This is a genomic window from Burkholderia lata, assembly GCF_902499335.1.
GTDB classification, from domain to species: Bacteria; Pseudomonadota; Gammaproteobacteria; order Burkholderiales; family Burkholderiaceae; genus Burkholderia; species Burkholderia lata_B.
In genome coordinates this window covers 83749-107704 of the sequence record NZ_CABVQK010000002.1, presented here as the reverse complement: position 1 = coordinate 107704, position 23956 = coordinate 83749, and the positions used below count along the sequence as shown (strand labels likewise).

Below are 23956 nucleotides of genomic sequence, written 5' to 3'. Positions count from 1 at the left end.
GCGTTTAAGCCGTATTTAAGTGAACCGGTGGTGTAATATCCGCCGGCTCATGCGGGTCGGAACCGGCTCGCAACGGGCACTGCCGCTCTCACGCGGCGCCTTTCAACCACGGAGGATTTCATGTCGCTTTTCGACTCTGTTTCGCGCACGATCAAAGGCCTGCTGAACGATGCGGCCGATTCGGTACAGGATCCGTCGCGCGACGCACGGCAGATCGTGCGGGAGCTCGACGACAGCATCGGCCGTGCCGAGAATTCGCTGATCGAGATCGAGGCACAGGTCGCGACCCAGCGCAGCAAGCGCGATGCGGCCGACGACAAGGTGAAGAAGTACGAGGACGGCGCGAAGCGCGCGCTGCAGTCCGGCGACGAGGCACTCGCTCGCGAGGCGCTCGGCGCGCAGTCGAACGCGGAAGCCGAGCGTGACGCGCTCGCGGCCGAGCTGTCGACGCTCGAGCCGTCGGTCGACAAGCTGAAGGGGCAGATCGCCGACATGCGTCAGCGCCGCAATGACCTGAACGCACGCTCGAACATCCTGCAGGCCAAGCAGGAAATCGCGCAGGCGAAGGACGTCGCGGCAAGCGCCTTGGGCGGCATCGGCGGCAAGAACCTGTCCGAGGACTTCCAGAAGCTCGAGGACAAGGTCGCGCTGCAGAATGCGCGTTCGGACGCACGTCTGAATTCGGCCGACACGTCGAGCGGCAAGGCGCTCGACGACAAGCTCGCCGCGCTGAACAAGGGCCCGTCGGTCGAGGATCGCCTCGCCGCACTGAAGAAGCAGCTCGACACGCCCGCGCAGTAACGGCAACTGCGGGCAACCGCGCCGCCGCCCGCCCCGGGCGCGCGGCGCGAACCGATCGTCAGGAGACGGGCGCCTGCGCCCGGTTCGACCATGAAGAAATCTCTCGCCGCACTCGGCCTCTCGCTGATGTTGCTGTCGTCCGCCGCGTTTGCGGTCCCGTCGCTGCAGCAGGTCGAGCAGTCGATCGCGCAACGCAACTGGCAGCAAGCCGACGCGCAGCTGTCGCAAGTCATCGGCGCCCATCCGAACAACGCGCACGCGCGCTACCTGTACGCGCAGGTGCTGGACCGCGAGGGCCGCGCGTCCGACGCACTCGAGCAGCTGCAGCGCGCGAAGTCGCTCGATCCGCAACTGAAGTTCACCGACGCGTCGCGCTTCGCGCAGACGGAGTCGCGCATCCGCGCCGACGCCGCGCGCGTGAGCGGCAACGTGCCGTCGGCCACGCAGGCCGGCACGCTGCAATCGTCGCTCGCGCCCGCCGTCGCGCCGGCCGAAAAACACGGCCCGTCAACCGGCATGTGGATCGGCCTCGGGCTGATCGTCGCGGTAATTGCGCTGGTGCTGCGCTGGACGCTGCGGCGCGCGCGCACGGCCGACGACAGCCGCGCCGACGACGAACGCCGCACGCAGCTCAAGCGCGCCACCGACGTGCTGAACGACATCCGCCCGCTGAAACTCGACGCGAAGCTGTCGACGGCGCCCGGCGCCGCGGCGCTCACGGGCGAACTCGAAGCGATCGAGACCGACGCGCGCACGCTCGTCGAAACGCTGGCGAACGGCAAGAATCCGGTGCCGCCGTATCGCGTCGATGAACTCGAACAGCGTCATGCGAGCGTGAAGGCACGCGTCGAAGGCCGCCCCGACCCGGCCGCGCAACCGGCTGCGCCGGCGAACGGCAGCGGCTCCGTGTACGCGCAGGAAGCCGATCGCATGACGGGCGCGCAAGGTCAGCCGTATCCGCAGCAGCCGTACCCGCAACAGCAACCGCCCGTGGTGATCCAGCAAGGCGGCGGCGGTTTCGGCGGCGGCATGGGCGGGCTGCTGACCGGCGTATTGCTCGGCGAGGCGATGTCGGGCGGCCGCGAGCGCGTGGTCGAACGCGACGTGATCGTCGACGGCGAGCGCCGCCGGCAGGAGAACGACCCGGGCTTCGACCTCGGCCGCGGCGATGCGTCGAACTGGAGCGACGGCAACGGCGGCGGCGGCGGCATGGATCTCGGCAGCAACGACGACGGCTGGACCGACGACAACACCTGAAGTTGCGCAGCGCGTCGACGCACCCGCGACGCGCTGCCTCGCACGCCACGCTCCCCTGCATGGCCGGCCGCGCCGCCGCGCGGATTTGTCAATCATTTCAAGATGGGCTACCGGCAATGGGGAGCGTTCGCTATCATGCGGCCATCGGCGTGCCACCGACCCTCATTCGACGCTCTGCATCCTTGCGCGTCGCGGCACGTCTCCCCTCGCCCCAACCAGGAGAAAGCCGCTCATGAGCATCATCAAGGAATTCAAGGAGTTCGCCGTCAAGGGCAACGTCATGGATCTCGCCGTCGGCGTGATCATCGGCGGCGCGTTCTCGAAGATCGTCGATTCAATCGTGAAAGACCTCATCATGCCGGTCATCGGCGTGCTGACCGGCGGTCTGGATTTCTCGAACAAGTTCGTTCTGCTCGGCACCATCCCCCCGACGTTCAAGGGTAATCCCGATTCGTTCAAGGACCTGCAGGCCGCGGGTGTCGCCGCGTTCGGCTACGGCTCGTTCATCACCGTCGCGATCAATTTCGTCATCCTCGCGTTCATCATTTTCCTGATGGTGAAATTCATCAACAAGCTGCGCAAGCCGGAAGAAGCCGCGGCGGCCGCGACGCCGGAAGACACCGTGCTGCTGCGTGAGATCCGCGATTCGCTGAAGCAACGCTGATCGCCGAGCGCCCCGCCAGCCAGGCCCGCCCCGTGCGGGCCTTTTTATTGCGCGCGCGATGCACCGCCGCATGCTGCCTATCTCACTTTTTTGTGACGGGCGAATGCACGCGCGGGGAAAGCAGGTCTATGATGGAGACTAAACGACAGTACGGGCGCCAAGACGCTGGCTGTGTCGATCATGGCGAGCAGGTCGACGGGAGACATTGATCGTCGTACTGCACGAAGGCAGCATTTTCGTGTGCTATAAAGGATCGACATGCGGCGTACATAGCCGGGAGTGGGTCGCATGAAAGTGCCGCATTTCTTGCAATTGTTTTTGAGGCGAGTGTTTATGTCCTTCCCGAAAAAACGTCGGCGTGCCCAGCAGGATGGCCAGGAGTCATTCCTCGCGGTATTGCGCCACTCGAAACCGTTTGCCCAGCTCGACACCAAGATTGCCCGCGCCCGTGCGCAGGACGAACCCGTCCTGTACGCGCATGTGCTGCCCGGTCTCGACGTGCTCCTGTGCAGCGTGCGCGGCGCCCAGCCGCCTTATCCGGCTATCGCCGAGCTGCGCAAGCGCTGCATCGAATCGATCGCCAACGCGCTCGAGCAGCCGCTGGACGGCCTCGAGAACGGCGGATACTGGTATGAAGCAAACGGCTTCGGCTTCCTCGTGTTTGCCAGCCGTGCGCGTGCGCGCATCCTGCCCGAGTTTGGTGCAGGCACGAAAGCGAGCCTGCGCGGCGGGCTCGGCCGCCAGAACGCCGGCGACACGACACCACGCTCCCTCGGCTGATCCGCCTGCCATTCGATGGGCCGCCTCCAGGCGGCCCATCTGCCATTCACGCGCCCCGCTTGCCCGTCACGACGCCTGCTGACGCCCGTTGCCGGGCCGCACGATGTCGATGAACGCGGCGAAATCGGCGCCGGCGAGCCCTTGCGCGGCACCAAGCCGCAACACCTGCTGCACGGTGGCCGACACGGGCATCACCGCGCCCGTGTCGCGCGCCGCGTCGGCGATCGCATCGACGTCCTTCTGAAACGTGCTGAGCGCGCCGATCGGTACGTGCCCGCCCGACGTCATGCGCGGCACGAACGTCTGCAGCAGCACCGAATCGGCCCAGCCGCCGGCCAGCGCTTCGGCCAGCCGCGCGGCATCGATGCCGCTCGCCTGCGCCAGCCCGACGGCCTCGGCGATCGCGGTCACCGTCGCGGTGACGATTGCCTGGTTGCACAGCTTCGCCGTCTGCCCCGCGCCCGCGTCGCCCATGTGCGTGATGCGCGACGCGTACGTGTCGATCAGCGGCCGCACCGCATCGAGATCGTCCGTGCGGCCGCCGGCCATCACCGCGAGCGTGCCGGCCTGCGCGCCGGGCACGCCGCCCGATACGGGCGCATCGACCCAGCCGACACCGAGTGCGGCCGCGCGCGCCGCGTACTCACGCGTCGCGGCAGGCGGGATGCTCGAATGATCGACGATGCGCTGCAGGCGACGCGCAGCGGCGTCGCCGGAGAGCAGCCCATGCTCGCCGAACACGACGTCGCCCACCGCGCGGCCGTCGAGCACGCACACGAATACCGTATCGACGCGCTCCGCCAGTTCGCGCGGCGTGCCGACCACCTGCGCGCCGTCCTTCACGAGCGCCTCGGCCTTGTCGCGCGAGCGATTCCACACGCTGACCCGATGCCCGGCCGCCAGCAAATGCCGAATCATCGGCGCGCCCATCAATCCCGGTCCGCAAAATCCGACTTCCACGATGTTCCTCGTCTCCGATATGGGTTGAACTTGCCGCCCATCATACCTATCACTCAAGAAGCCGGGCACGCGCGGCGCCGCTTCGGGACCACGGCTTGCACCGGCCATCCATACCGATATCCCAGGGAGCGCATCATGAGCGACCACGTGTACAAGATGATCGAGCTGACCGGTTCGTCGCAGCAATCGAGCGACGACGCCATCCGCAACGCGATCTCGAAAGCCGGCAAGACGCTGCACAACCTGCACTGGTTCCAGGTGACCGAAACGCGTGGCCACATCGAAGGCGACCAGGTCGTGCACTGGCAGGTCACGCTGAAGGTCGGTATGCGCATCGACGACTGACGCGCACGCCGCATCACCCGTCGCGCCGCGATCCGGACTCGCGCAACGCGCGTCCGCGCGGCACCGCGCGCTTCACATCGCCCCCCCGTTCGGGCCCCTTGTCGCGGCCCGGCCGGCGGGTGTCTGCGGGTATCCATCTCTTGACGCTGGCCCAGCTTCATATTAAAAACGATATACCCCAATACCCCATCGATCAGCCCAGACATATAACCCGGAGATATCATGAGTCAGCAACGCGAGGCGATCGACACGTACCTCTTGCGCGTCTTGCACACATTGTTGATGGAGCGCAGCGTCACGCGCGCGGCCGTCAAACTGAACCAGTCGCAACCGGCGATCAGCGCCGCGCTGCGGCGCCTGCGCGACATCACCGGCGATCCGCTGCTGGTGCGCGGCAAATCCGGCATGGTGCCGACCGAGTACGGGCTGCGCCTGCTCGAGCCCGTGCAGAACGCGCTGCGTGAAATCGAGCGCATCAAGTTCCAGCAGCACAACTTCGACCCGGCCACGTCGATCCGCTGCTACCGGATCGGCTGCCCCGACTACCTGAACGTGCTGTTCGTACCGACCGTCGTCGAGCGCTTCCGCCAGGCGGCGCCGAACGCGACGCTCGAATTCCATTCGCTCGGCCCCGCGTTCGACTACGAGCTCGCGCTGGAAGACGGCAAGCTCGACATCGTCGTCGGCAACTGGCCCGAACCGCCCGAGCAACTGCACCTGTCGAACCTGTTCGTCGACGAAATCGTCTGCCTGATGAGCAACACGCACCCGTTCGCGAAGCGCGGCGGGCTCACGCTCGACCAGTACCTGAACGCGCCGCATCTCGCGCCGACGCCGTACTCGGTCGGCCAGCGCGGCGCGATCGACGTGCATCTCGCGCGCGAACGGCTCAAGCGCCACGTGGTCGTCACGCTGCCGTACTTCAACCTCGCGCCTTATGTGCTCGTGAAGTCCGACCTGATCTTCACGACGACGCGCCTGTTCGCCGATCACTACGCGAAGTTCCTGCCGCTGTCGGTCGTGCCGGCACCGCTCGACTTCCCGCCGATGCAGTACTACCAGCTGTGGCACGAGCGCTGCCACTACTCGGACGAAGTGCGCTGGCTGCGCAGCCTCGTCGCCGAAGCCACCCGCACGCTGATCGAGGCGTAACGGCCCGCGTCGCACGCGCCGTCCCGGCGCGGCGACAGCTGGCGGCACGCCCGGCGGCAACGCAGCCGCCGGCTGGCCTCAGCCTTTCTTCAGCGCGATGCCTCGACCAGTGCCTGTGCGAGCGCGTTGTGACGCGCGATGACGGGCGGCAGATCGAGCGTCGCCAAACGCCCTTCCCGCACCACCACCTTCCCGTTCACCACCGTGTACGCCGTCTGCGACGGCGCGCAGAACACCAGCGCCGCGACCGGATCGTGCAGCGCACCCGCGAACAGCGGCTGGCGCAGGTCGAACGCGGCGAAGTCCGCGGCCATGCCGGGCTTCAGCGCACCGATATCGTCGCGGTTCAGCACCTTCGCGCCGCCGAGCGTCGCGATCTCGAGCGCTTCGCGCGCGGTCATCGCATCGGGCCCGAAACCGACCCGCTGCAGCAGCAGCGCCTGCCGCACTTCCGCGACCATCTGCGCGCCGTCGTTCGATGCGGAGCCGTCGACGCCGAGGCCGACCGGCACGCCCGCGAGACGCATCTTCTTCACCGGCGCGATACCCGACGCGAGCCGCATGTTCGAGCACGGACAGTGCGCGACGCCCGTGCCGGTGCGCGCGAACAGGCCGATGCCCGCATCGTCGAGCTGCACGCAGTGCGCATGCCACACGTCGTGGCCGACCCAGCCGAGATCTTCCGCATATTCGGCGGGCGTCATCCCGAACTTCTCGCGGCTGTACGCGATGTCGTTGACGTTCTCCGCAAGGTGCGTGTGCAGCGACACACCGTATTCGCGCGCGAGCACGGCCGCGTCGCGCATCAGGTCGCGGCTCACCGAGAACGGCGAGCACGGCGCGACGACCACGCGCAGCATCGCGTAACGGCCTTCGTCGTGATAGGTCTCGATCAGGCGCTGCGTGTCGCGCAGGATGTCGGGCTCGCGCTCGACGACCGAATCGGGCGGCAGCCCGCCGTCGCGCTGGCCGACGCTCATCGCGCCGCGGCTCGCGTGAAAACGCATGCCGATGCGCTGCGCGGCGCCGATGCTGTCGTCGAGGCGGCTGCCGTTCGGGTAGATGTACAGATGATCGCTCGACGTCGTGCAGCCCGACTGCAGCAGCTCGGCCATCGCGGTAAGCGTCGACACCTCGATCATCTCGGGCGTCAGGTGCGCCCAGATCTTGTACAGGTTCGTGAGCCAGCCGAACAGCTCGGCGTTCTGCGCCGCAGGCACCGCGCGCGTCAGGCTCTGGTACATGTGGTGGTGCGTGTTCACGAGCCCCGGGATCACGAGATGGCCGCGCAGGTCGAGCACTTCGTCGGCCGTGTCGGACAGCTCGGCGGTCGGGCCGACCGCGACGATCCGGTTGTCTTCGATGTAGAGCCCCGCGTCGCGCAGTTCGCGGCGCGTGTCGTCCATGGTCACGAGCACGTCGGCGTGCTTGACCAGCAGGGTTTTCGGGCGGGATGAGGAAGGGTTCGGCGCGCGTGCGCCAGCGTGCTGCTCGAGGTTCATGCGTTCTCCGCGTCGGTCTGCCCCCAGGGGCGGATCCTGGGGACGGTCACACAGCCGTTCGAACGCTGAATCGCGGCACGCTCCGGTGCCTGCGTCCGTTCGAACGCCCTGGCCCGGTTACCCGGCGTGCTCGCCGTCTTCGGGGTACGCGCGGGCCACAGGCCGACGCGCACGGCGGGAGGATCGCCCAAGCGCGCGCCGCACACAATGCGCGATCCGGAATACCGCGTTTCACGGATTCGATATGGTACGCCGCGCAGCGCCCCGCCGAGCGCCCGAAACGCCCGCCGGAAGCCATGTCCGGCGTGCCGTCGACAGCTGCTCATGCGCGGCGCATTATCTTTGATATCGCGCCCGTATTTGCGCAGGGAACCTTTTTACAATGCCTGCACGGCGCTCGCTTCAATCTCGCCGACGGGTATGTAGCCACGTGACGTGGAGCCTCGATCCGCCGCACAGTCAATGGATCGAGTCGCCGCCGAACCTCGCATTCACACAAGGACAATTGCGAATGGGAAAGCTCACTACCCACGTACTCGATACGGCGCACGGCCGTCCCGGCGCTGCAATCAAGGTGGACCTCTACGCGCTGGACGGCGAATCGCGCCGCGCGATCAAGACCGTGCTGACCAATAGCGACGGCCGCTGCGACGAACCCCTGCTCGAAGGCGCCGCGCTCGCCGCCGGCGAATACGAACTCGTGTTCCACGCCGGCGACTACTTCGCGTCGCTCGGCGTGAAGGTGCCCGAACCCCGTTTCGTCGACCGCGTCGTGCTCCGCTTCGGCATCGCCGACACCGGCTCGCACTACCACGTGCCGCTGCTCGTGTCGCCGTGGTCGTACAGCACCTATCGCGGCAGCTGACATACGCATCGGCGCCCGCATCAATACAAAATCTGAGTCTGGAGGAGTTTCATGGAAGGCTTCATCACCGACTGGCTGAACCTCGCGCTGCGATGGCTGCACGTCATCGTCGCCATTGCGTGGATCGGCGAGTCGTTCTATTTCGTCGCGCTCGACAACAGCCTGAAACCGCCGACCGACCCGAACCAGCGCAAGCGCGGTGTGTTCGGCGAGCTGTGGCACGTCCACGGCGGCGGTTTCTACAACATGCAGAAGTACACGGTCGCTCCGCCGGAAATGCCGGATGACCTGCACTGGTCGAAGTGGCCGTCGTACACGACCTGGCTGTCGGGCTTCTCGCTGTTCTTCGTGCTGTACCTGCTCGCGCCGAACACCTACCTGATCGACAAGAGCGTGCTCGACATGGGCCCGGTGGTCGCCGTCGCATCCGCACTCGGCTTCCTCGCCGCCGGCTGGATCGTCTACGACTCGCTGTGCCGCCTCCTCGGCACCAACGATCGCGTGCTCGGCATCTGCGTCGGCATCTACGTGGTCGCCGCCGCCTACCTCGCGTGCCATATCTTCGCGGGTCGCGCCGCGTACCTGATCGTCGGCGCGATGCTCGCGACGATCATGTCGGCGAACGTGTTCTTCGTGATCATCCCCGGCCAGCGCAAGATGGTCGACAAGATGCTCAAGGGCGAAGAGCCGAATCCGATCTACGGCAAGCGCGGCAAGCAACGCTCGGTGCACAACACGTACTTCACGCTGCCGGTCGTGTTCGCGATGCTGTCGAACCACTACGCGATGACCTACACGAACAAGTTCAACTGGGTCGTGCTCGTGCTGATCATGCTGGCCGGCGCGCTGATCCGCCAGTTCTTCGTGATGCGCCACCGCGGCAAGCAGCTGTGGTACCTGCCGATCGGCGGCGTCGCACTGCTGGCAGGCGCACTCGTGTGGACGACGCCGAAGCCGGTCGCGCCGGAAGCGCAGGCCGCCAACGCGCCGAAGGTCGTGATCAACGACATCATGCCGATCCTGCAACAACGCTGTGTGGAGTGCCACTCGTCGAAGCCGACGCTGATGGGCAGCGCCCCCGCAGGCGTGATGTTCGACACGCCGGACGAAGTGTCGAAGAACGCGCAGCGTATCTACGAACAGGCCGTGCGCCTGAAGGCGATGCCGATCGGCAACGTCACGCACATGACCGACGACGAGCGGACGAAGCTCGCCGCGTGGTTCGAGGGTGGCGCGAACAAGTAAGCCGCCGCGCGCCCGGGGTCGTTTCCCGGCGCAATCCTTTCCGTTCGCGGGCCCGTTACGGGCCCGTTTTTTTTGCGTGTTACGGATGCCCTGCGCGCTTCAGCCGCGCATCGCGTCGCGCTGGAGTGCCACGAGCGCATCGAGCGCGCGCGGGCCGTCGTCGAACGGCACGAAAATGTGATCGTGGTATGCGGCCGCCATCACGTTGCAGCTGATGCCTGCCGCGCCGAGCGCCCGCGCGAACGCCGCCGTGAGGCCGACCGCCGCGAGGTCGGAATGCACGGTCAGCGTGATCCAGGCCGCACGAAACAGCACGGGCCAGCCGTGACGCGCTGCCACCTCCTCGCCGACGACGACCGTCAGCCCTTCCGCTTCGCGAAACGTTGCAATCGCTTCGGATAGCGATACGACTGCATCGAGCGGCAGCGATACGAAGGCGAACGCACCCGGATGCAGTTCGGGTTGCATCGTGCTCAGCAGGATCGCGAGGTTTTTTTCAGGTTGGCTCATCGAGGGAACACGCCCGGAATCGGGCATCGTGCGGTGGAGATGCGGGCACGATAGCACGCGCAGACGCCACCGCTACGCGCACATCGTCGCGACTTCGTCCGCGAGCCAGGCACGCAATGCGACGATGCGCGGATCGTCCTGCGTGCGCTCCGGATACACGACGTAGTACGCGAGGCCGGGCGCCACTTCGACGCTCACGTCGAACAGCTGCACGACGTGCCCTTCCGCGAGATCGCGCGCGATCATGTGCGGCTCCGCCAGACCGACCGCCGTGCCATCCGTCACGGCCTGCACGACGTGGCTCGAATCCGGAAACGCTACGCACCGGCTGTCGTCGAAACCGTCGACGCCGGCAGCGGCCATCCACGCCGACCAGCGCGGCCAGGTCACGCCGTCGACTTCGCAGTCCGCGTGGCAAAGCGTGTGGCGCAGCAGATCGCGCGGCTTGCGCAACGGCGGCCCCACCGACAACAGCGCCGGGCTGCAGATCGCGACGACCGACGTATCGAACAGGCGCTGCGCGCATGCATCGCGATAACGCCCTGTACCGAAGCGGATCGCGACATCGACGTCGTCGTCATCGAAGTCGCGCAACCGGTCGGTGATATCGAACGACAGCTCGAACGCCGGATGCGCTGCCCTGAACCGCGGCAGGCGCGGCAGCAGCCAGTGCGTCGCGAAGCGCGCGCCGACCGACACGCGCAGCTCCGTCTGCTCCCGCGCGATGCGCCGTGCCCGGGCAGTCGCGCGCTGCAGGCCCGCCAGCGCATCGGCGGCCGCAGCCGCCAGCACGACACCGGCCGGCGTCAGCCGGATGCTGCGGCTCGTGCGGACGAACAGCGCCATGCCGAGCTGCGCCTCGATTTCCTTGATCTGGTGACTGACGGCCGCCGGCGTCAGCCCGACCTCGTCGGCCGCCCGCGAGAAATTCAGGTGCCGCGCCGCCGCATCGAACGTCCTCAGCGCGCGCGTACCGGGCCACATGCGTTCCATCGATCTTCAAACCGGATTTGATGACCGTTCCAAAACTACTCGTTTTTCAAGACGCGATCAATCGGCAAACAATAGGCTTTCTTGAAGATGCCGCGAGCCGCCCCGCGCTCGCGACCGAACCCGGAGATCCACCGATGACCGTTGCCCCGTTCCCGTCCGTCGCCCAGCTCAACGGCGTCGCCGCCACCCCGGACGCGCTCGCCGTACTCGCGTTCGCGGGCCATGCGCATTTCACCGCGATGCAGGTGCGCGACGGCCATGTGCGCGGCCTCGACCTGCATCTCGCGCGGCTGCGCGATGCGTCGAACACGCTGTTCGGCCAGGCACTGCCCGACGCCCGGATCCGCGCGCTCCTGCGCACTGCGCTCGATCACGCGCCGGCGGCGCTGTCGCTAACCGCCACCGTGCATGCGACGACGGGCGAATTCGTCGCGCCGCGCGACGACGAAACGCTCGACGTGCTGGTTCGCACCGCCGCGCCGTCGTCGGGGCCGGCGGGCCCGCTCGATCTCGCGCTGTTCGAATACGAGCGCGTGCTGCCGGACATCAAGCACGTCGGCGAAGTCGCGAAGACGCACTTCCTGCGCCGCGCGCTCGCGCAGGGCTTCGACGATGCGGCCTTCGTCGATCGCCACGGGCGCATCAGTGAAGGATCGATCTGGAATCTCGCGTTCTGGACCGGCGAAGCGGTCGTGTGGCCGGTGGCCGGCATGCTCGGCGGCGTCACGATGCGCATCGTGCGCCGGCAACTGGCGCGCCTGGGCGTCGCGCAGCACGATCGCGAACTGACGACGGCCGACCTGCCGTCGATGGCCGGCGCCGTCGTGATGAATTCGTGGACGCCCGGGATCGCCGTGCGCCGGTTCGGCACGACGACTCTGCCCGACGCATCGTCGTTCGTCGCACTGCTGCATCGCGCGTACGAACAGGAGCCGCCCGCCGCGCCGTGACGCGCACCGCCACGAACCGCGGGCGCCCTGCTCACCCGCCGACCGTCTCCGGCAGCCGCGCGATCGCCTTGATCTCGAACTGGAACCCATACAGCCAGGTCACGCCGACGGCAGTCAGCGCCGGATGCGGCGCATCGCCCCAGTATTCGGGGACGATCTCCCAGATCCGCTCGAACGTCGCTTCGGGATCGACGAGGAACACCGTCACATCGACGACGTCGTCGAACGTGCAGCCGGCCGCGCGCAGCACCGCATTCAGGTTGTCGAACGCGCGGCGGACCTGCGCACCGAGTTCCGGCTCGGGCGAGCCGTCCTCGCGGCTGCCGACCTGCCCGGACACGAACAGGAAGCCGTTCGAGCGCACTGCCGGCGAATAGCGGTTGCGGTCGTACAGAGCCTGGCGACCGGGCGGAAAAACCACGCTACGCTTTACCATCCCATACCTCCTTCGGTTTGTGGGGCGAAGCCGCCCCTGCATCAACGATGAAGGCACTTTAAGGACCGTTGCGCCGCGGATAAACCGGCAACCCTGTCCAACACTGTTTGCACGCACCAAACAATTTCCGACCGACGCGGAGCCCTGACCCGATGGATCGATTCGACGCAATGCAGGCGTTCGCCCGCGTAGTGGAAGCCGGCAGTTTCACGAAGGCGGCCGAGACGCTGCACATGAGCCGCACCACCGTCACGCAACTCGTGCAGCAGCTCGAAGCGCGGCTGCGCGTGAAGCTGTTCAACCGCACGACGCGCAAGGTCGTCGTCACCGCGGACGGCGCCGCGTACTACGACCGCGTCGTGCGGCTGCTGGCCGACATGGACGATGCCGAAACGAGCCTGTCCACCGCCTCCGCGTCACCCCGCGGGCGACTGCGCGTGGACGTGCCGAGCCCGTTCGCGCGCCTGATCCTGATCCCCGCGCTGCCCGCGTTTCATGCGCGCTATCCGGACATCCAGCTCGACATGGGCGTGAGCGACCGCGTGGTGGACGTGATCGGCGAGAACGTCGACTGCGTCGTGCGCGGCGGCGAGCCGACCGACCGCGCGCTGGTCGCGCGCCACGTCGGCGACCTGCGGCTCGGCGTGTACGCGTCGCCGGCCTATCTCGCTCGCGCCGGCACGCCGACTCACCCGGACGAGCTGGAGGACACGCATCACCGGATCGTCGGCTTTCTGTGGGCGCGCACCGGCAAGCCATTACCGTTTGCGATGGCACGCGACGGCGAGCAGGTCACCGTGCGCGGACGCTACGTGCTCGCGGTCGACGACGGCAATGCGTACCTCGAGGCCGGCCTCGCCGGGCTGGGCATTCTGTGGCTGCCCGACTACATGGCCGGCGCGCATCGCGCCCGTGGCGAACTGGTGCCGCTGTTCGAACAATGGCAGCTCGAACCGATGCCGATGTACGTCGCGTTCCCGCCGAACCGGCACGTCAGCGCGAAGCTGCGCGTGTTCATCGACTGGGTCGCCGAATTGACGGCGCGGCATGCGCCGATCGTGAACCGGCGTCGCGGCGCCGGCCGCTCGCGCGACACGCGCAAGACCGCGGCATCCTGAATCGCGCAAAACCGGCAGCGCATAAAAAAACCCGCGCATCATGCGCGGGTTTCGTCAGACGTTGGCAAAAACGCCGGCGACTCAGGCCGTCAGCGCGTGCAGCGCCTCGTCGGTCAGCCACAGCGATTCCTGCAGGTCCTGTTCGTTCAGGTTCAGGCCGTCGCCGCCGCGATCGACGACGATGAAGTCGCTGACGCCGCCGAGCGCGATCAGCGGGTGATGCCACACGCCCTTCGCATAGTTGACGCCCTGCCACCCGCTCGTCACGAACGCGCGGATCTGCGCCGGATCGAGATCGCCCGCGGGCGCCACGACCACGAGATACGGCTGGTCGTTCAACGGCACGAAGGCCTGGCTGCCGAGCGGGTGCCGCTCCAGCATCTTCACTTCGAACGGCAGCGTACGCGGCTGGCCGCGGAACAGGTTGACGAGCGTGCGGCCGTCTTCATCGGTCACGTCGACTTTCGCGAGATCGTGAAAGCGGATCGTCGTGCCGAGGTTGATCGGGATCTGCTTCGCCCCTTCCGTTTCGATCACGTCGCCGAACGGCGCGAAGGCTTCCTTGGTCAGCGGTTCGATGGCAAGCGTCTTCATTTGTCGAGCGTCCCCCACAGACGCAGGCGCGACACGCCGCCGTCCGGAATGATGTTCAGTCGCACGTGCGTGACCGGGCCGAGCGACGCGATGTCCTTTTCGAAGTAGTGCTGCTTGTCCATCTGCAGCTTCTGTTCGCCGAGCAGCACCGGCCAGAACATCGACTGCGTGATCAGCGAGCTGTCCGTGCCGCCCGACACGTATGCGGCCTGGATCGAGCAGCGGTCCGGGAAGTTGCCCTTGAAGAACGCGGTATCGACTTCGATCTTGCGGATCACGCCCGGCTGCGCGAGCGCGATGATCGCCCAGTCGTTGCCCGGTTCGCGGCGGCGGCGGGTTTCCCAGCCGTCGCCCATGTTCACGCCGCGGCCCGGCAGCAGCAGGTTCGACGCGACGCCGAAGTGCTGGTTGTTCGCGGCCACCACGTACCCGCCGTTTTCCATCGCCGCGAGATCGAACTGCTCGGTCGCGCTCGCGCCGGCCCAGTCGAGCTGCGGCTGGCCGTACACGCGCAGGCGTGCAATGCCGCCATCCGGGTAGATGTTCACGCGCAGGTGCGTGAACGCGCGCGCATCGCTCGCTTCGACGTAGTGATGGCTGTTGCCCTGCAGCGTCGTCGACGGCACGATCTCGACCCACTCGGTCGCATGCGTCGGCGCGCCTTCGGCCACGAACGCGGCCTCGATCGACGCGGCCGGCGGGAAGTTGCCGGTGAAGTGGCTCGTGTCGATGTCGAAGCCCTTGATCACGCCCGGGCGCGCGAGCTTGACGATGCACCAGTCGTAGCCCGTCGTGCGCTTGCGGCGCGTTTCCCAGCCGTCCATCCACTTGCCGTGGTCGTCGTACTTGCCGGGGATGAAGACGGCCGGCTCGGGGTTCAGCATCCGGTCCTTCGGCGCGAAGAAATCGTCGCTGGCTTCGAGCGCCTGCGCACCGAGACGCGGGTCGGCAAGATTCACGTAGCGCCGCGTGAAGTCGGGAGCGTTGGGATCGAGAAGCGGAACAGCCATGATGTTTCCTTGGTTCAGTGATGCGATCAGGCCGCTGCGACGCAGCAGGCCCTGTTGCGGTGTCAGGCGTCGATCAGGTCGTCGAGGCGGAAGCGCGCGATCCGGTAGATCTGGTCGAGGCTCGCCCGCAGCTCCTCGGTGCGCGAATGATTCACGCGCGACTCGAAGTTCGCGATGATGCCGTGCCGGTCATAGCCGCGCACCGCGAGGATGAACGGGAAGCCGAACTTCTCGCGATACGTGCGGTTCAGCGTCAGCAGCTTGTCGAATTCTTCCTGCGTGCACTGGTCGAGGCCCGCGCCGCTCTGCTCGCGCGTCGACTCGGCGGTCAGCTCGCCGCGCACGGCGGCCTTGCCTGCCAGCTCCGGGTGAGCGTTGATCAGCGCGAGCTGGCGCACTTCGCCGCCCGTTTCCACCGCGCCCGACATCGTCTTGTGCAGCGCGTCGATGCTCGCGAACGGCCGCTCGCCCGCGGCGACTTCGGCCACCCACGGCGAATGTTCGAAAATCCCCGACAATGCCGCGACAAATGCGCTCGGCGCCATCGTATTCAGTTGTTCCAACGTGTAGCGCATCGCCTTCATGCTTTCCCTTCGTTTCGATGATTGGGCTGATACGGATGATGTTCACGCCAGTGACGCGCGATATCGACACGGCGCGTCACCCATACGCGATCGTGCTTCTCGATGTGATCGAGGAAACGCTGCAGCCCGCGGAACCGGCCCGGCCGGCCGAGCAACCGGCAGTGCATGCCGATCGACAACATCTTCGGCGCCTCGTCGCCCTCCGCGTACAGCACGTCGAATGCATCACGCAGGTAGTCGAAGAAGTGATCGCCGGTGTTGAAGCCCTGCGGCGTCGCGAAGCGCATGTCGTTCGTGTCGAGCGTGTACGGCACGATCAGTTGCGGCGATTGCTTGCCGCCCGATACTTCAACGTCCATCCAGAACGGCAGGTCGTCGCCGTAGTTGTCGGAGTCGTACAGGAAGCCGCCGTATTCCGCGACCAGGCGGTGCGTATTGGGGCTATCGCGGCCGGTGTACCAGCCGAGCGGGCGCTCGCCCGTCACGCGCTCGATCGCTTCCATCCCGAGGCGCATGTGCTCGGCCTCGAGTTCCGGCGTCATGCTCTGGTAGTGGATCCAGCGCCAGCCGTGGCACGCGATTTCATGGCCCAGCTCGACGAATGCGCGCGCAAGCTCCGGGTGGCGTTCGATCGCCATGCCGACGCCGAATACCGTCAGCGGCATCCCGCGCTTCTCGAATTCGCGCAGGATGCGCCATACGCCGGCCCGCGAACCGTATTCGTAGATCGACTCCATGCTCATGTGGCGGTCGGGATACGCGGCCGCGCCGACGATTTCGGACAGGAACTGCTCGGAGCCCGGATCGCCGTGCAGCACGCAGTTCTCGCCGCCCTCCTCGTAGTTCAGCACGAATTGCACGGCAACGCGGGCGCGCCCCGGCCAGTTCGCCTGAACGGGATGGCGGCCGTAGCCGATCAGGTCGCGAGGATAGTTGGGATCGAGTGACATGGTTCGAGGTGCGGCGAAAGCTCGCTGAAATAATGGGTTCGCATCGACTGCGCGGGTGCCGGAGGCCGGCTGCGCAAGCCGATGCGATGACGGCCCAGTGTAGCGAAAACGCCCATACGCGCCCATACAGCGGCGCAGATAGTGCGTGTCAGACGGTGTGTATGTGCGGTTGCGGCAAATTCGGCGCCGGTTCCGCCTGATCCCCGTCCGGCGGGCTGAAGCGGGCGAACGCGCCGTCGTAGCGCTTCGGCAGCGGCCGCGCGTAGTCGCCGCGCTTCGCGGTCGCGAGGCGCAGCGCGACGAGCGCCTCGGCCCACTTGACGGCCGCCGTGACGCCCTCGACCACCGGCGCGCCGATCTGCTGCTCGATCTCGTGCGCGAACTCGGCCATCCCCGCGCAACCGAGCACGATCGCGTCGGCGCCGTCCTCGTCGAGCGCACGCCGGCATTCGTCGACGATGATCCGGCGCGCGGCCGAGCCCGGCCGGTCGAGTTCGAGCACCGCGACGTCGGTCGCGCGCACGTTGCGGCAGAACCGCTTCATCCCGTAGCGCTCGGCCAGGTGCCACGCCATCCCGCAGGTGCGCGCGAGCGTCGTGACGACCGAGAAGCCCGGTGCGAGCACGCTCGCCGCATGCATCGCCGCCTCGGCAATGCCGATCACCGGCCCGCGCGCCAGCTCGCGCGCCGCGTAGAGGCCCGGATCGCCGAAACATGCAATCACGTACGCGTCGCAGCCGTCGCGCTCGCCCTGCACGATCTCGGCGAGCAGCCCCGGTGTCGCGAGCGCCTCGTCGTAATACCCTTCGATCGACGGCGGCCCCATCGGCGGGCTCACCGCGACGATTTCCGTGCCGGCGGCGGCGACCTCGCGCGCGCAGCGGCCCATCGCATCGGTCATCCGCTGCGTCGTATTCGGATTGATCAGTCGAATCTTCATCGCACGCTCCTCAGGCCTTCGCGCTCACGAGCAGCCGGTAGAACACGAAGCCGAGCCCCGCACCGATGAACCACGAGAAGTTCGCGATGCCCTGCCAGCCCGGCACCATCACGCAGACGACCGCGATCACCGCGGCCGGCAGGAGCGCTGCGAGCGCGCGGCGGTTCACGCCGCCCGTGTACCAGTACGTGCCGCTTTCCGACATCGTGTACAGATCGTCGCGCACGAGCCGGCCGCGCTTGACGAGGTAGAAGTCGGCGATCAGCACGCCGTACAGCGGGCCGATGAACGCGCCGAGCACGTCGAGCGTGTAGTGGATCACGGCCGGGTTGTTGAACAGGTTCCACGGCGTGATGAAGATCGACGCGACGGCCGCTAGCATCCCGCCCGCGCGCCAGCTGATCAGGCGCGGCGCGACGTTCGAGAAGTCGAACGCGGGCGACACGAAGTTCGCGACGATGTTGATGCCGATCGTCGCGATCGTGAACGTCAGCGCGCCGAGGATCACCGCGGTCGGATGGTCGATGCGGCCGACCGTCTCGACGGGGTCGGTGATCAGTTCACCGAACACCGGCAGCGTCGCGGCCGTCGTGATCACCGTGACGAGCGAGAACGCGAGGAAGTTGACGGGCAGCCCCCAGAAATTGCCGCGCTTCACTTCGCCGAACGAACGGCAGTAGCGCGAGAAATCGCCGAAGTTCAGCATCGGCCCCGAGAAGTACGACACGACCAGCGACACGGCCGTGATCATCACCGGAATCACTTCCGCGCCGTGGTACTTCACGCCGCCGAGGTTGATGCCGATATTGCGCCAGCCCGCGCGCCACACCATGTAGCCGGCGAGGATGAACATCACGACGTAGACGGCCGGCCCCGCGAAGTCGATGAACTTCTTGATCGTCTCCATCCCGTTCCAGAACACCAACGCCTGGAGCACCCACAGCAGCATGAAGCCGGCCCAGCCGACCGCCGAGAGCCCGAGGAAGCCGTAGCGATGCACGTCCGCGTAAGGCAGCCATTGCGGGAAGAATTTCAGCACGACAATCACGAGCGCGCTCGATGCGAGATAGGTCTGGATGCCGTACCACGCGATCGCGATCAGCCCGCGGATCACGGCCGGCACGTTCGCGCCGAGCACGCCGAAGGTCGCGCGGCACGCGACCGGATACGGCACGCCGACCTGCTGGCTCGGCCGCGCGATCAGGTTGCACAGCACGTTCACGATGCCGATCCCGACGATCAGCGCGATCAGCACCTGCCAGCTCGTCAGCCCGAGCGCGAACAGGCTGCCCGCGAACACGTAGCCGCCGACGCTGTGCACGTCCGACATCCAGAACGCGAAGATATTGTATGAACCCCATGTCTGATTTTTCAGGGGTGCCAAATCTTCGTTGTACAGACGTTCGCTGTAACCATTCGGCAGCGTCGGGTCGCCGCCCTCGCCGCCTTCTTCTGCCGGATAGGCGCTGTCGTGCGCCACACTGAACTGAGCCATGACTTCTCCTTGACGCGGCCGGAAGGCCGCTCCACCGTCATCGATATCGCTCCGGATCGACGCCCGGAGTCGGACCAGCGGCCCGCGGCAAACGCCGCAGGCCTGCATTTCGCTCGTTCTTGTGGCGCGCGGCCGGGTTCGCGTCGCCGCTCAGGCGCCGCCGAACACTTCGCGCAAATCGACCTGCCCTTGTGCGGGCCGGTCCAGCATCTTCAGTTCGACATGCTGCAGGTGGTGCGCCATCAGCGTCACCGCCCGCTTCGGATCGCCTGCCTCCAGCGCGCCGAGGATCTCGTCGTGGTCGTCGCACGAGCACGGGCTGCGCCCGTGCGATTCGTACAGCGCCGACATCAGCGTCGAGCGTGCGACGAGCCCTTCGAGGCACTCGCTGAGCGTCGCATTGCCCATCAGCGTGGCGAGCGTCGTATGGAATTCGCCCGACAGGCGGATCCAGGCCGCGAAGTCGTGCCGCTCGAACGCCTTGCGTTCCTTCTCGATCAGCGCGGCGACTCCCTTCAGCCGCTTCGCGCCGGGCCCGGTCGCGAGCCGCTCGACCACGGCGAGCTCGATGATCCGGCGCATCTCGAACACCTCGTGCACGTCCTGCAACGTCGGGCTCGCGACGAACGCGCCGCGGTTCGGCTCGAGATCGACCAGCTTGTCCGTCGCGAGCTGCGCGAGCGCCTGACGGATCGCCCCGCGCTTCACGTTGAACACGTCGCAGAGCTGCGCCTCCGTCAACTTCGCGCCGGGCGCGAGCCGATGCTCGAGGATCGCCGTGCGGATTCGCTCGGCGATCGCTTCGGGACTGGCTGCACCGGACGGGTGGGATTCGGGCTCGTTCATGATCGGCATCGCGTGATGATCCTCATCCTAGGGCGGACATAAAGATTGTCAACAATTCTTTTCCGGTATTGCGCACAATCGGCGTGCATCGATGCCATCCCATTCGGTGCACGATGCATCAAATCCAGGCACAGCAAGGCTGAGATGTACGACAGAGGCGCTTTTCGTCGTATACCCTCGCGGTCATTTTGTTGACAAAACTGGTGCAAGATACGGCACCGACCCTGTTGGCGTCGACGAAAAATATAGACCGTTAGTTGCGTACTTAAATAAAGAAAAAGGCGGGAAACCCGCCTTTCAATCGATCGCTCCCGCCTCAGCCAAGATGCGGATAGTCGGACAGCGTGAGCCGGAAACCGTGCGCATTCGCGACCAGTTGCGCCTGCGCGCCGAACGGGAGCGTCAGCAGGTCGGGAACGTGGCCGAACTGGAGCCCCGTGACGACCGGGATCCCCACCACCTCACGCACCTGGTCGATCATCGCCTGCATGTCGTAGCCGTTGTCGTACTCGAACGGCCGCGCGCCGGTGAACTGGCCGAGCACGAGCGCCTGCTGGCGCGCGAGCAGCCCCGACAGGTGCAGTTGATAGATCATCCGTTCGATCCGGAACGGCTGCTCGTTCACGTCCTCGATGAACAGGATGCCGCCTTCGATGTCGGGCATGTACGGCGTGCCGACGAGCGACGTGAGGATCGCGAGGTTGCCGCCCCACAGCGTGCCCGTCACGTTCACGCTCTGCACCTGCGGCGCTTCGGCGATGATCGTCGTGCTCGGCTGCGTCAGCGTCTGCCAGAAGTGCTGCATCGTGAAATCGCTCGGCGTTTCCGCGCCGAAGTCGGCGGACAGCATCGGGCCGCCGAACGTCTTGATGCGGGCCTTCGCGTACAGCGCGAGCTGGAGCGCCGTGAAGTCGCTGTGGCCGACGAGCGCGACCGGCTGGTCGCGCAGCCTGCGTTCGAGCCCGCGATAGTCGAGCCCGTGCAGGATCCGCGCGGCGCCATAGCCGCCACGTACCGCGAGCGCGATGTCCGGCAGCGGCCGCTCGGGATCGGCAAGACGATTCAGGTCGCCCGCCCGCTCGCCGTCGGTGCCGCCGAACCGCTGGAAGCGCCGCTGCGTCGCCTCGATGTTCTCGATGCGGTGCTGCGCAGTGCTGAGGCGCTCGAGCGCGCGATTGATCGCGTCGGGGTCGTGCGGATAACCGGACGGCGCAAGCAGGCGGATGGTGTAGGACGCGGCGGGCTGGAAGGACATGGCGAAGAAAAGTGTCGGGTCGTCAAACCTGCTTAGAGGGTCCGGACCGTCTCCGGTTCACGGAGCCGTGCACGCCAGGCTCGCGCCGGGCACCGGGCGACGGGCGCGGCGGGCGCGCCTATGACGCGCCGGATTCGGCGTCGCGGGCCAGCCGTGCTTCGCGCAACGCGCGACGGCGCTCGGCGAAGAACGACTTCAGCGCGGCGCCACACTCGTCGGCGAGCACGCCGCCGGTCACTTCGGTGTGGTGATTGAGCTGCGGATTCGCGAACGCGTCGATCACGCTGCCGCACGCGCCGGTCTTCGGATCGGCGGCGCCGTAGACGACCCGCGCGATGCGCGCATGCATGATCGCACCCGCGCACATCAGGCACGGCTCGAGCGTCACGTACAGTTCGCAGCCGGGCATCCGGTAATTCTGCAGATGCTGCGCGGCCATGCGCAGCGCGGCCATTTCCGCATGGGCGGACGGGTCGTGCCCGCCGATCGGATGGTTGAAGCCGCGCGCGATCACTTCGTCGCCACGCACGAGCACCGCACCGACCGGCACTTCGCCGGCTGCGCGCGCCTCTTCGGCTGCAGCCTGCGCCAGACGCATGAAATGCAGGTCGCGCGCCGATACGGGCGCCGATTCGGGCATGGCTTCGGGAACGGGAGAATCGGCGGCGGGTTCGGCCGCCGGGGCGGCTGCCGACCGGGCTGCGTCGTGCAGCGCGTCGGACGTCACATCGGCCCCGCTTCGGCGGACGCTTCGTCGAGCCCGCGCTCGCACAGACGCTCAGCGATGCGCCGGCAGTAGTCGCGCGGCATCACCATCGGGCCGCCGCGCAGCGATTCGAGCGCCATGTCGAGCGCGAGGATCTTCGCCTGCAGCCGGCATCGCGCGGCGCGGTCGCTGACCGCCTGCACTTCGTCATGCAGGTTGCGCAGCGCGCGCAATTGCTCGACGGCCGGCGGCACGAAGCCCGCATTCTTCAGGATACGGTTGGCCACCCGCACCTCCTCGGGCACGAGCAGGTCGTCATCCAGCGCCTGCGGCGCGCCGGTACCCGGCAAATCGTCGAACTCGCCCCGCGCGGCGGCGGCGGCAATACGTTGTTCGACCAGGGCGTCAAGCAATCTCATCAGTCAATCGGAACAATGCGGCAGGCCGAATTCTAGCAGGGTGACGCGGGTATGACAGGCACTTCGAATATATGCTCGATATTGCTTTTTTAGGGGCCGAATCGTGGCGCATGCATGCGGATCGGCATCATTTGCCGCTCTGCTGCGCTGCAGCGGGCTGCGGGCCGTCCGGGCACGCTCGAACGCACCCGGTGTCGGGCCCTGTTTTTTCTCCGGCGACGCGGGCCGGGCCAGGCCGATTGGGTGAAACGGAAGCCGTCCCGCCTCCGTCGCCGGGTCACGCGGCCACCGTTTCCTGCCGCGCTTTCGCGAACGGGCGGAACATCATCGCCATCAGGAACGCGCCGACACCGATCGCGAACGAACCGACGTACAGCCAGCCGTAGCTGCCGAACGTATCGACGATCAGGCCGCCGGCCACGGGGCCCGCGGCCATCCCGAGGCTGCCGGCCATCGCGCAGCCGCCGATCACGGTGCCCATCATCCGCAGCGGGAAGTTCTCGCGCGCGAGCACCGAATACAGCGGCATCACGCCCGCGTAGATGAAGCCGAACAAGGTCGCGACCGCGTAGAACCCGTCGAGCGTGCGCACGAAGTCGTACCCGAGCGCGCCGAGCGCCTGCGCGAGCAGCCCGGCCACCAGCATGCGCTTCGCGCCGATGCGGTCGCCCAGGATCCCGAATGCGATCCGGCCGCCCATGCCGGCGAGCCCTTCGACGCTGTAGATCGACACCGCGACGATCAGCGGGATCCCGCACGTCACCGCGTAGCTGACCGTATGGAAGATCGGGCCCGAGTGCGTCGCGCAACAGAAGAAGTTGGTCAGCAGCAGCACGATGAACTGCGGCGAACGCAGCGCATCCGCGACCGACATCGCCGCAGGTTCGCCGGCAGGCGCTGACGCGGCTGGAGCCGCGTGCGCGCCGTCGAGCGCGGGTGCCGGGCGCACCAGCAGCGACACCGGAATCATCACGGCCGCCGCCAGCGCCGCAATCAGCAGCATCGACGTGCGCCAGTCGCGCACCGACACGAGCCATGCGGCCAGCGGGGCCATCGTCATCGGCGCCATCCCCATGCCGGCCGACACGAGCGACACCGCGAGGCTGCGGTGCGTGTCGAACCAGCCCGTCACGCACGCCATCATCGGCGCGAATATCGCGGCCGTCGCAGCGCCGACGGCAAGGCCGAAAGTGAGCTGGAACGCGAGCAGCGACGGCGCGCGGCTCGCCAGTGCCAGGCTCGCCGACAGCAGCACGGCGCCCGTGATGACGACCGGGCGCGTGCCGATGCGATCCGACAGGCTGCCCCACCCCATGCTCGCGAAAGCCATTGCGATGAAGCCGAGCGTCATCGCGCCGGAAATGCCGGTCATCGACCAGCCCGTGTCGCGCGCGATCGCGCGCAGGAACACCGGCAGCGAAAACATCGCGCCGATCGCGATGCAGCCCATCAGGCCGCCCGCGGCGACGATGACCCAGCGGTATCGGGAATCCGGCATGGGGTGCCTCCTTTTCGTGACGGCGGTCCTCGGGCACCGGGCGCCACCTGCTCGGCGCAATACCCGGTCGACATGGATACG

General features: G+C 67.2%; 26 protein-coding genes. 10 read left to right on the top strand and 16 right to left on the bottom strand.

What is annotated here, in order from left to right; all coding sequences use genetic code 11:
• The first annotated feature begins 120 nt into the window (after nt 1–120).
• From BCO18175_RS04765 to BCO18175_RS04750, 4 genes are all read left to right on the top strand, one after another.
• Nucleotides 121–801, top strand: coding sequence for a PspA/IM30 family protein (locus BCO18175_RS04765; protein WP_011352396.1), 681 nt, complete (start codon nt 121–123; stop codon nt 799–801).
• 90 nt (nt 802–891) lie between these two features.
• A complete protein-coding gene (locus BCO18175_RS04760; RefSeq protein ID WP_174979706.1) occupies nt 892–2058 on the top strand; it encodes a tetratricopeptide repeat protein in 1167 nt (388 codons plus the stop codon).
• A gap of 232 nt (nt 2059–2290) precedes the next feature.
• A complete protein-coding gene (gene mscL, locus BCO18175_RS04755; RefSeq protein WP_174914599.1) occupies nt 2291–2722 on the top strand; it encodes a large conductance mechanosensitive channel protein MscL in 432 nt (143 codons plus the stop codon).
• Between the two features lie 333 nt (nt 2723–3055).
• Entirely contained in the window at nt 3056–3502 is a 447-nt protein-coding gene (locus BCO18175_RS04750) for a hypothetical protein (RefSeq protein ID WP_027784713.1), read from the top strand.
• A 66-nt stretch (nt 3503–3568) separates the two neighbouring features.
• Here the strand turns inward: BCO18175_RS04750 and BCO18175_RS04745 are convergent, their stop codons facing one another.
• Nucleotides 3569–4462 (bottom strand): NAD(P)-dependent oxidoreductase, encoded by an 894-nt coding sequence (locus BCO18175_RS04745; RefSeq protein WP_174979705.1) that lies wholly within the window; start codon nt 4460–4462, stop codon nt 3569–3571.
• Between the two features lie 135 nt (nt 4463–4597).
• Here BCO18175_RS04745 and BCO18175_RS04740 point away from each other — a divergent pair, with 135 nt between their 5' ends.
• A complete protein-coding gene (locus BCO18175_RS04740) occupies nt 4598–4807 on the top strand; it encodes a dodecin (RefSeq protein ID WP_021160372.1) in 210 nt (69 codons plus the stop codon).
• Nucleotides 4808–5029: 222 nt separating this feature from the next.
• A complete protein-coding gene (locus BCO18175_RS04735; protein WP_006762467.1) occupies nt 5030–5959 on the top strand; it encodes a LysR substrate-binding domain-containing protein in 930 nt (309 codons plus the stop codon).
• An 89-nt stretch (nt 5960–6048) separates the two neighbouring features.
• Here BCO18175_RS04735 and BCO18175_RS04730 read toward each other — a convergent pair whose 3' ends face one another.
• Nucleotides 6049–7461 carry an 8-oxoguanine deaminase gene (locus BCO18175_RS04730; RefSeq protein WP_174979703.1) on the bottom strand — a complete coding sequence of 471 codons (1413 nt, stop codon included), beginning with the start codon at nt 7459–7461 and terminating at the stop codon, nt 6049–6051.
• A gap of 511 nt (nt 7462–7972) precedes the next feature.
• On the opposite strand from BCO18175_RS04730, the gene uraH reads away from it, so the two are divergent.
• The gene (uraH, locus tag BCO18175_RS04725) at nt 7973–8326 is read left to right on the top strand and encodes a hydroxyisourate hydrolase (protein ID WP_011352401.1); all 354 of its coding nucleotides are present in this window, start codon (nt 7973–7975) and stop codon (nt 8324–8326) included.
• Nucleotides 8327–8377: 51 nt separating this feature from the next.
• Nucleotides 8378–9571: a urate hydroxylase PuuD gene (locus BCO18175_RS04720; protein ID WP_174967398.1), complete on the top strand. Its 1194-nt coding sequence runs from the start codon at nt 8378–8380 to the stop codon at nt 9569–9571.
• Between the two features lie 99 nt (nt 9572–9670).
• Here BCO18175_RS04720 and BCO18175_RS04715 read toward each other — a convergent pair whose 3' ends face one another.
• Both BCO18175_RS04715 and BCO18175_RS04710 read right to left on the bottom strand, forming a co-directional pair.
• Nucleotides 9671–10081 (bottom strand): ACT domain-containing protein, encoded by a 411-nt coding sequence (locus tag BCO18175_RS04715; protein WP_174979701.1) that lies wholly within the window; start codon nt 10079–10081, stop codon nt 9671–9673.
• Between the two features lie 72 nt (nt 10082–10153).
• On the bottom strand, nt 10154–11074 hold the full coding sequence (locus tag BCO18175_RS04710) for a LysR substrate-binding domain-containing protein (protein ID WP_174979700.1): 921 nt from the start codon (nt 11072–11074) through the stop codon (nt 10154–10156).
• 134 nt (nt 11075–11208) lie between these two features.
• Here BCO18175_RS04710 and BCO18175_RS04705 point away from each other — a divergent pair, with 134 nt between their 5' ends.
• Nucleotides 11209–12024, top strand: a complete 816-nt coding sequence (locus tag BCO18175_RS04705; RefSeq protein WP_174979698.1) for an aminotransferase class IV family protein — start codon at nt 11209–11211, stop codon at nt 12022–12024.
• 31 nt (nt 12025–12055) lie between these two features.
• Here BCO18175_RS04705 and BCO18175_RS04700 read toward each other — a convergent pair whose 3' ends face one another.
• Entirely contained in the window at nt 12056–12460 is a 405-nt protein-coding gene (locus BCO18175_RS04700; RefSeq protein WP_174979696.1) for a RidA family protein, read from the bottom strand.
• 152 nt (nt 12461–12612) lie between these two features.
• On the opposite strand from BCO18175_RS04700, the gene BCO18175_RS04695 reads away from it, so the two are divergent.
• On the top strand, nt 12613–13578 hold the full coding sequence (locus BCO18175_RS04695) for a LysR family transcriptional regulator (RefSeq protein ID WP_174979695.1): 966 nt from the start codon (nt 12613–12615) through the stop codon (nt 13576–13578).
• An 81-nt stretch (nt 13579–13659) separates the two neighbouring features.
• On the opposite strand, the gene BCO18175_RS04690 is transcribed toward BCO18175_RS04695, so the two are convergent.
• The 11 genes from BCO18175_RS04690 to BCO18175_RS04640 form a co-directional block, all read right to left on the bottom strand.
• Nucleotides 13660–14172 (bottom strand): ureidoglycolate lyase, encoded by a 513-nt coding sequence (locus tag BCO18175_RS04690; RefSeq protein ID WP_174967392.1) that lies wholly within the window; start codon nt 14170–14172, stop codon nt 13660–13662.
• Nucleotides 14169–15182: an allantoicase gene (gene alc / locus BCO18175_RS04685; protein ID WP_174979693.1), complete on the bottom strand. Its 1014-nt coding sequence runs from the start codon at nt 15180–15182 to the stop codon at nt 14169–14171. Before alc ends, BCO18175_RS04690 begins: the two co-directional genes overlap by 4 nt.
• 62 nt (nt 15183–15244) lie before the next feature.
• The gene (gene uraD, locus BCO18175_RS04680) at nt 15245–15766 is read right to left on the bottom strand and encodes a 2-oxo-4-hydroxy-4-carboxy-5-ureidoimidazoline decarboxylase (protein WP_011352410.1); all 522 of its coding nucleotides are present in this window, start codon (nt 15764–15766) and stop codon (nt 15245–15247) included.
• The gene (gene puuE / locus BCO18175_RS04675) at nt 15763–16716 is read right to left on the bottom strand and encodes an allantoinase PuuE (protein ID WP_174914577.1); all 954 of its coding nucleotides are present in this window, start codon (nt 16714–16716) and stop codon (nt 15763–15765) included. The genes uraD and puuE overlap by 4 nt, the downstream gene beginning before the upstream one ends.
• A 148-nt stretch (nt 16717–16864) precedes the next feature.
• Nucleotides 16865–17656 (bottom strand): aspartate/glutamate racemase family protein, encoded by a 792-nt coding sequence (locus BCO18175_RS04670; protein ID WP_174979692.1) that lies wholly within the window; start codon nt 17654–17656, stop codon nt 16865–16867.
• 10 nt (nt 17657–17666) lie between these two features.
• Nucleotides 17667–19151: an NCS1 family nucleobase:cation symporter-1 gene (locus BCO18175_RS04665; RefSeq protein ID WP_174979691.1), complete on the bottom strand. Its 1485-nt coding sequence runs from the start codon at nt 19149–19151 to the stop codon at nt 17667–17669.
• A 150-nt stretch (nt 19152–19301) separates the two neighbouring features.
• Nucleotides 19302–20006, bottom strand: coding sequence for a GntR family transcriptional regulator (locus BCO18175_RS04660; protein WP_174967387.1), 705 nt, complete (start codon nt 20004–20006; stop codon nt 19302–19304).
• Between the two features lie 307 nt (nt 20007–20313).
• A complete protein-coding gene (ldcA, locus tag BCO18175_RS04655) occupies nt 20314–21252 on the bottom strand; it encodes a muramoyltetrapeptide carboxypeptidase (protein WP_011352415.1) in 939 nt (312 codons plus the stop codon).
• A 118-nt stretch (nt 21253–21370) separates the two neighbouring features.
• Entirely contained in the window at nt 21371–21979 is a 609-nt protein-coding gene (tadA, locus tag BCO18175_RS04650; protein WP_174979689.1) for a tRNA adenosine(34) deaminase TadA, read from the bottom strand.
• Nucleotides 21976–22377 carry a DnaJ family domain-containing protein gene (locus BCO18175_RS04645; RefSeq protein WP_006478536.1) on the bottom strand — a complete coding sequence of 134 codons (402 nt, stop codon included), beginning with the start codon at nt 22375–22377 and terminating at the stop codon, nt 21976–21978. Before BCO18175_RS04645 ends, tadA begins: the two co-directional genes overlap by 4 nt.
• 277 nt (nt 22378–22654) lie before the next feature.
• Nucleotides 22655–23875, bottom strand: coding sequence for an MFS transporter (locus tag BCO18175_RS04640; protein WP_174979688.1), 1221 nt, complete (start codon nt 23873–23875; stop codon nt 22655–22657).
• Nucleotides 23876–23956: the final 81 nt, after the last annotated feature.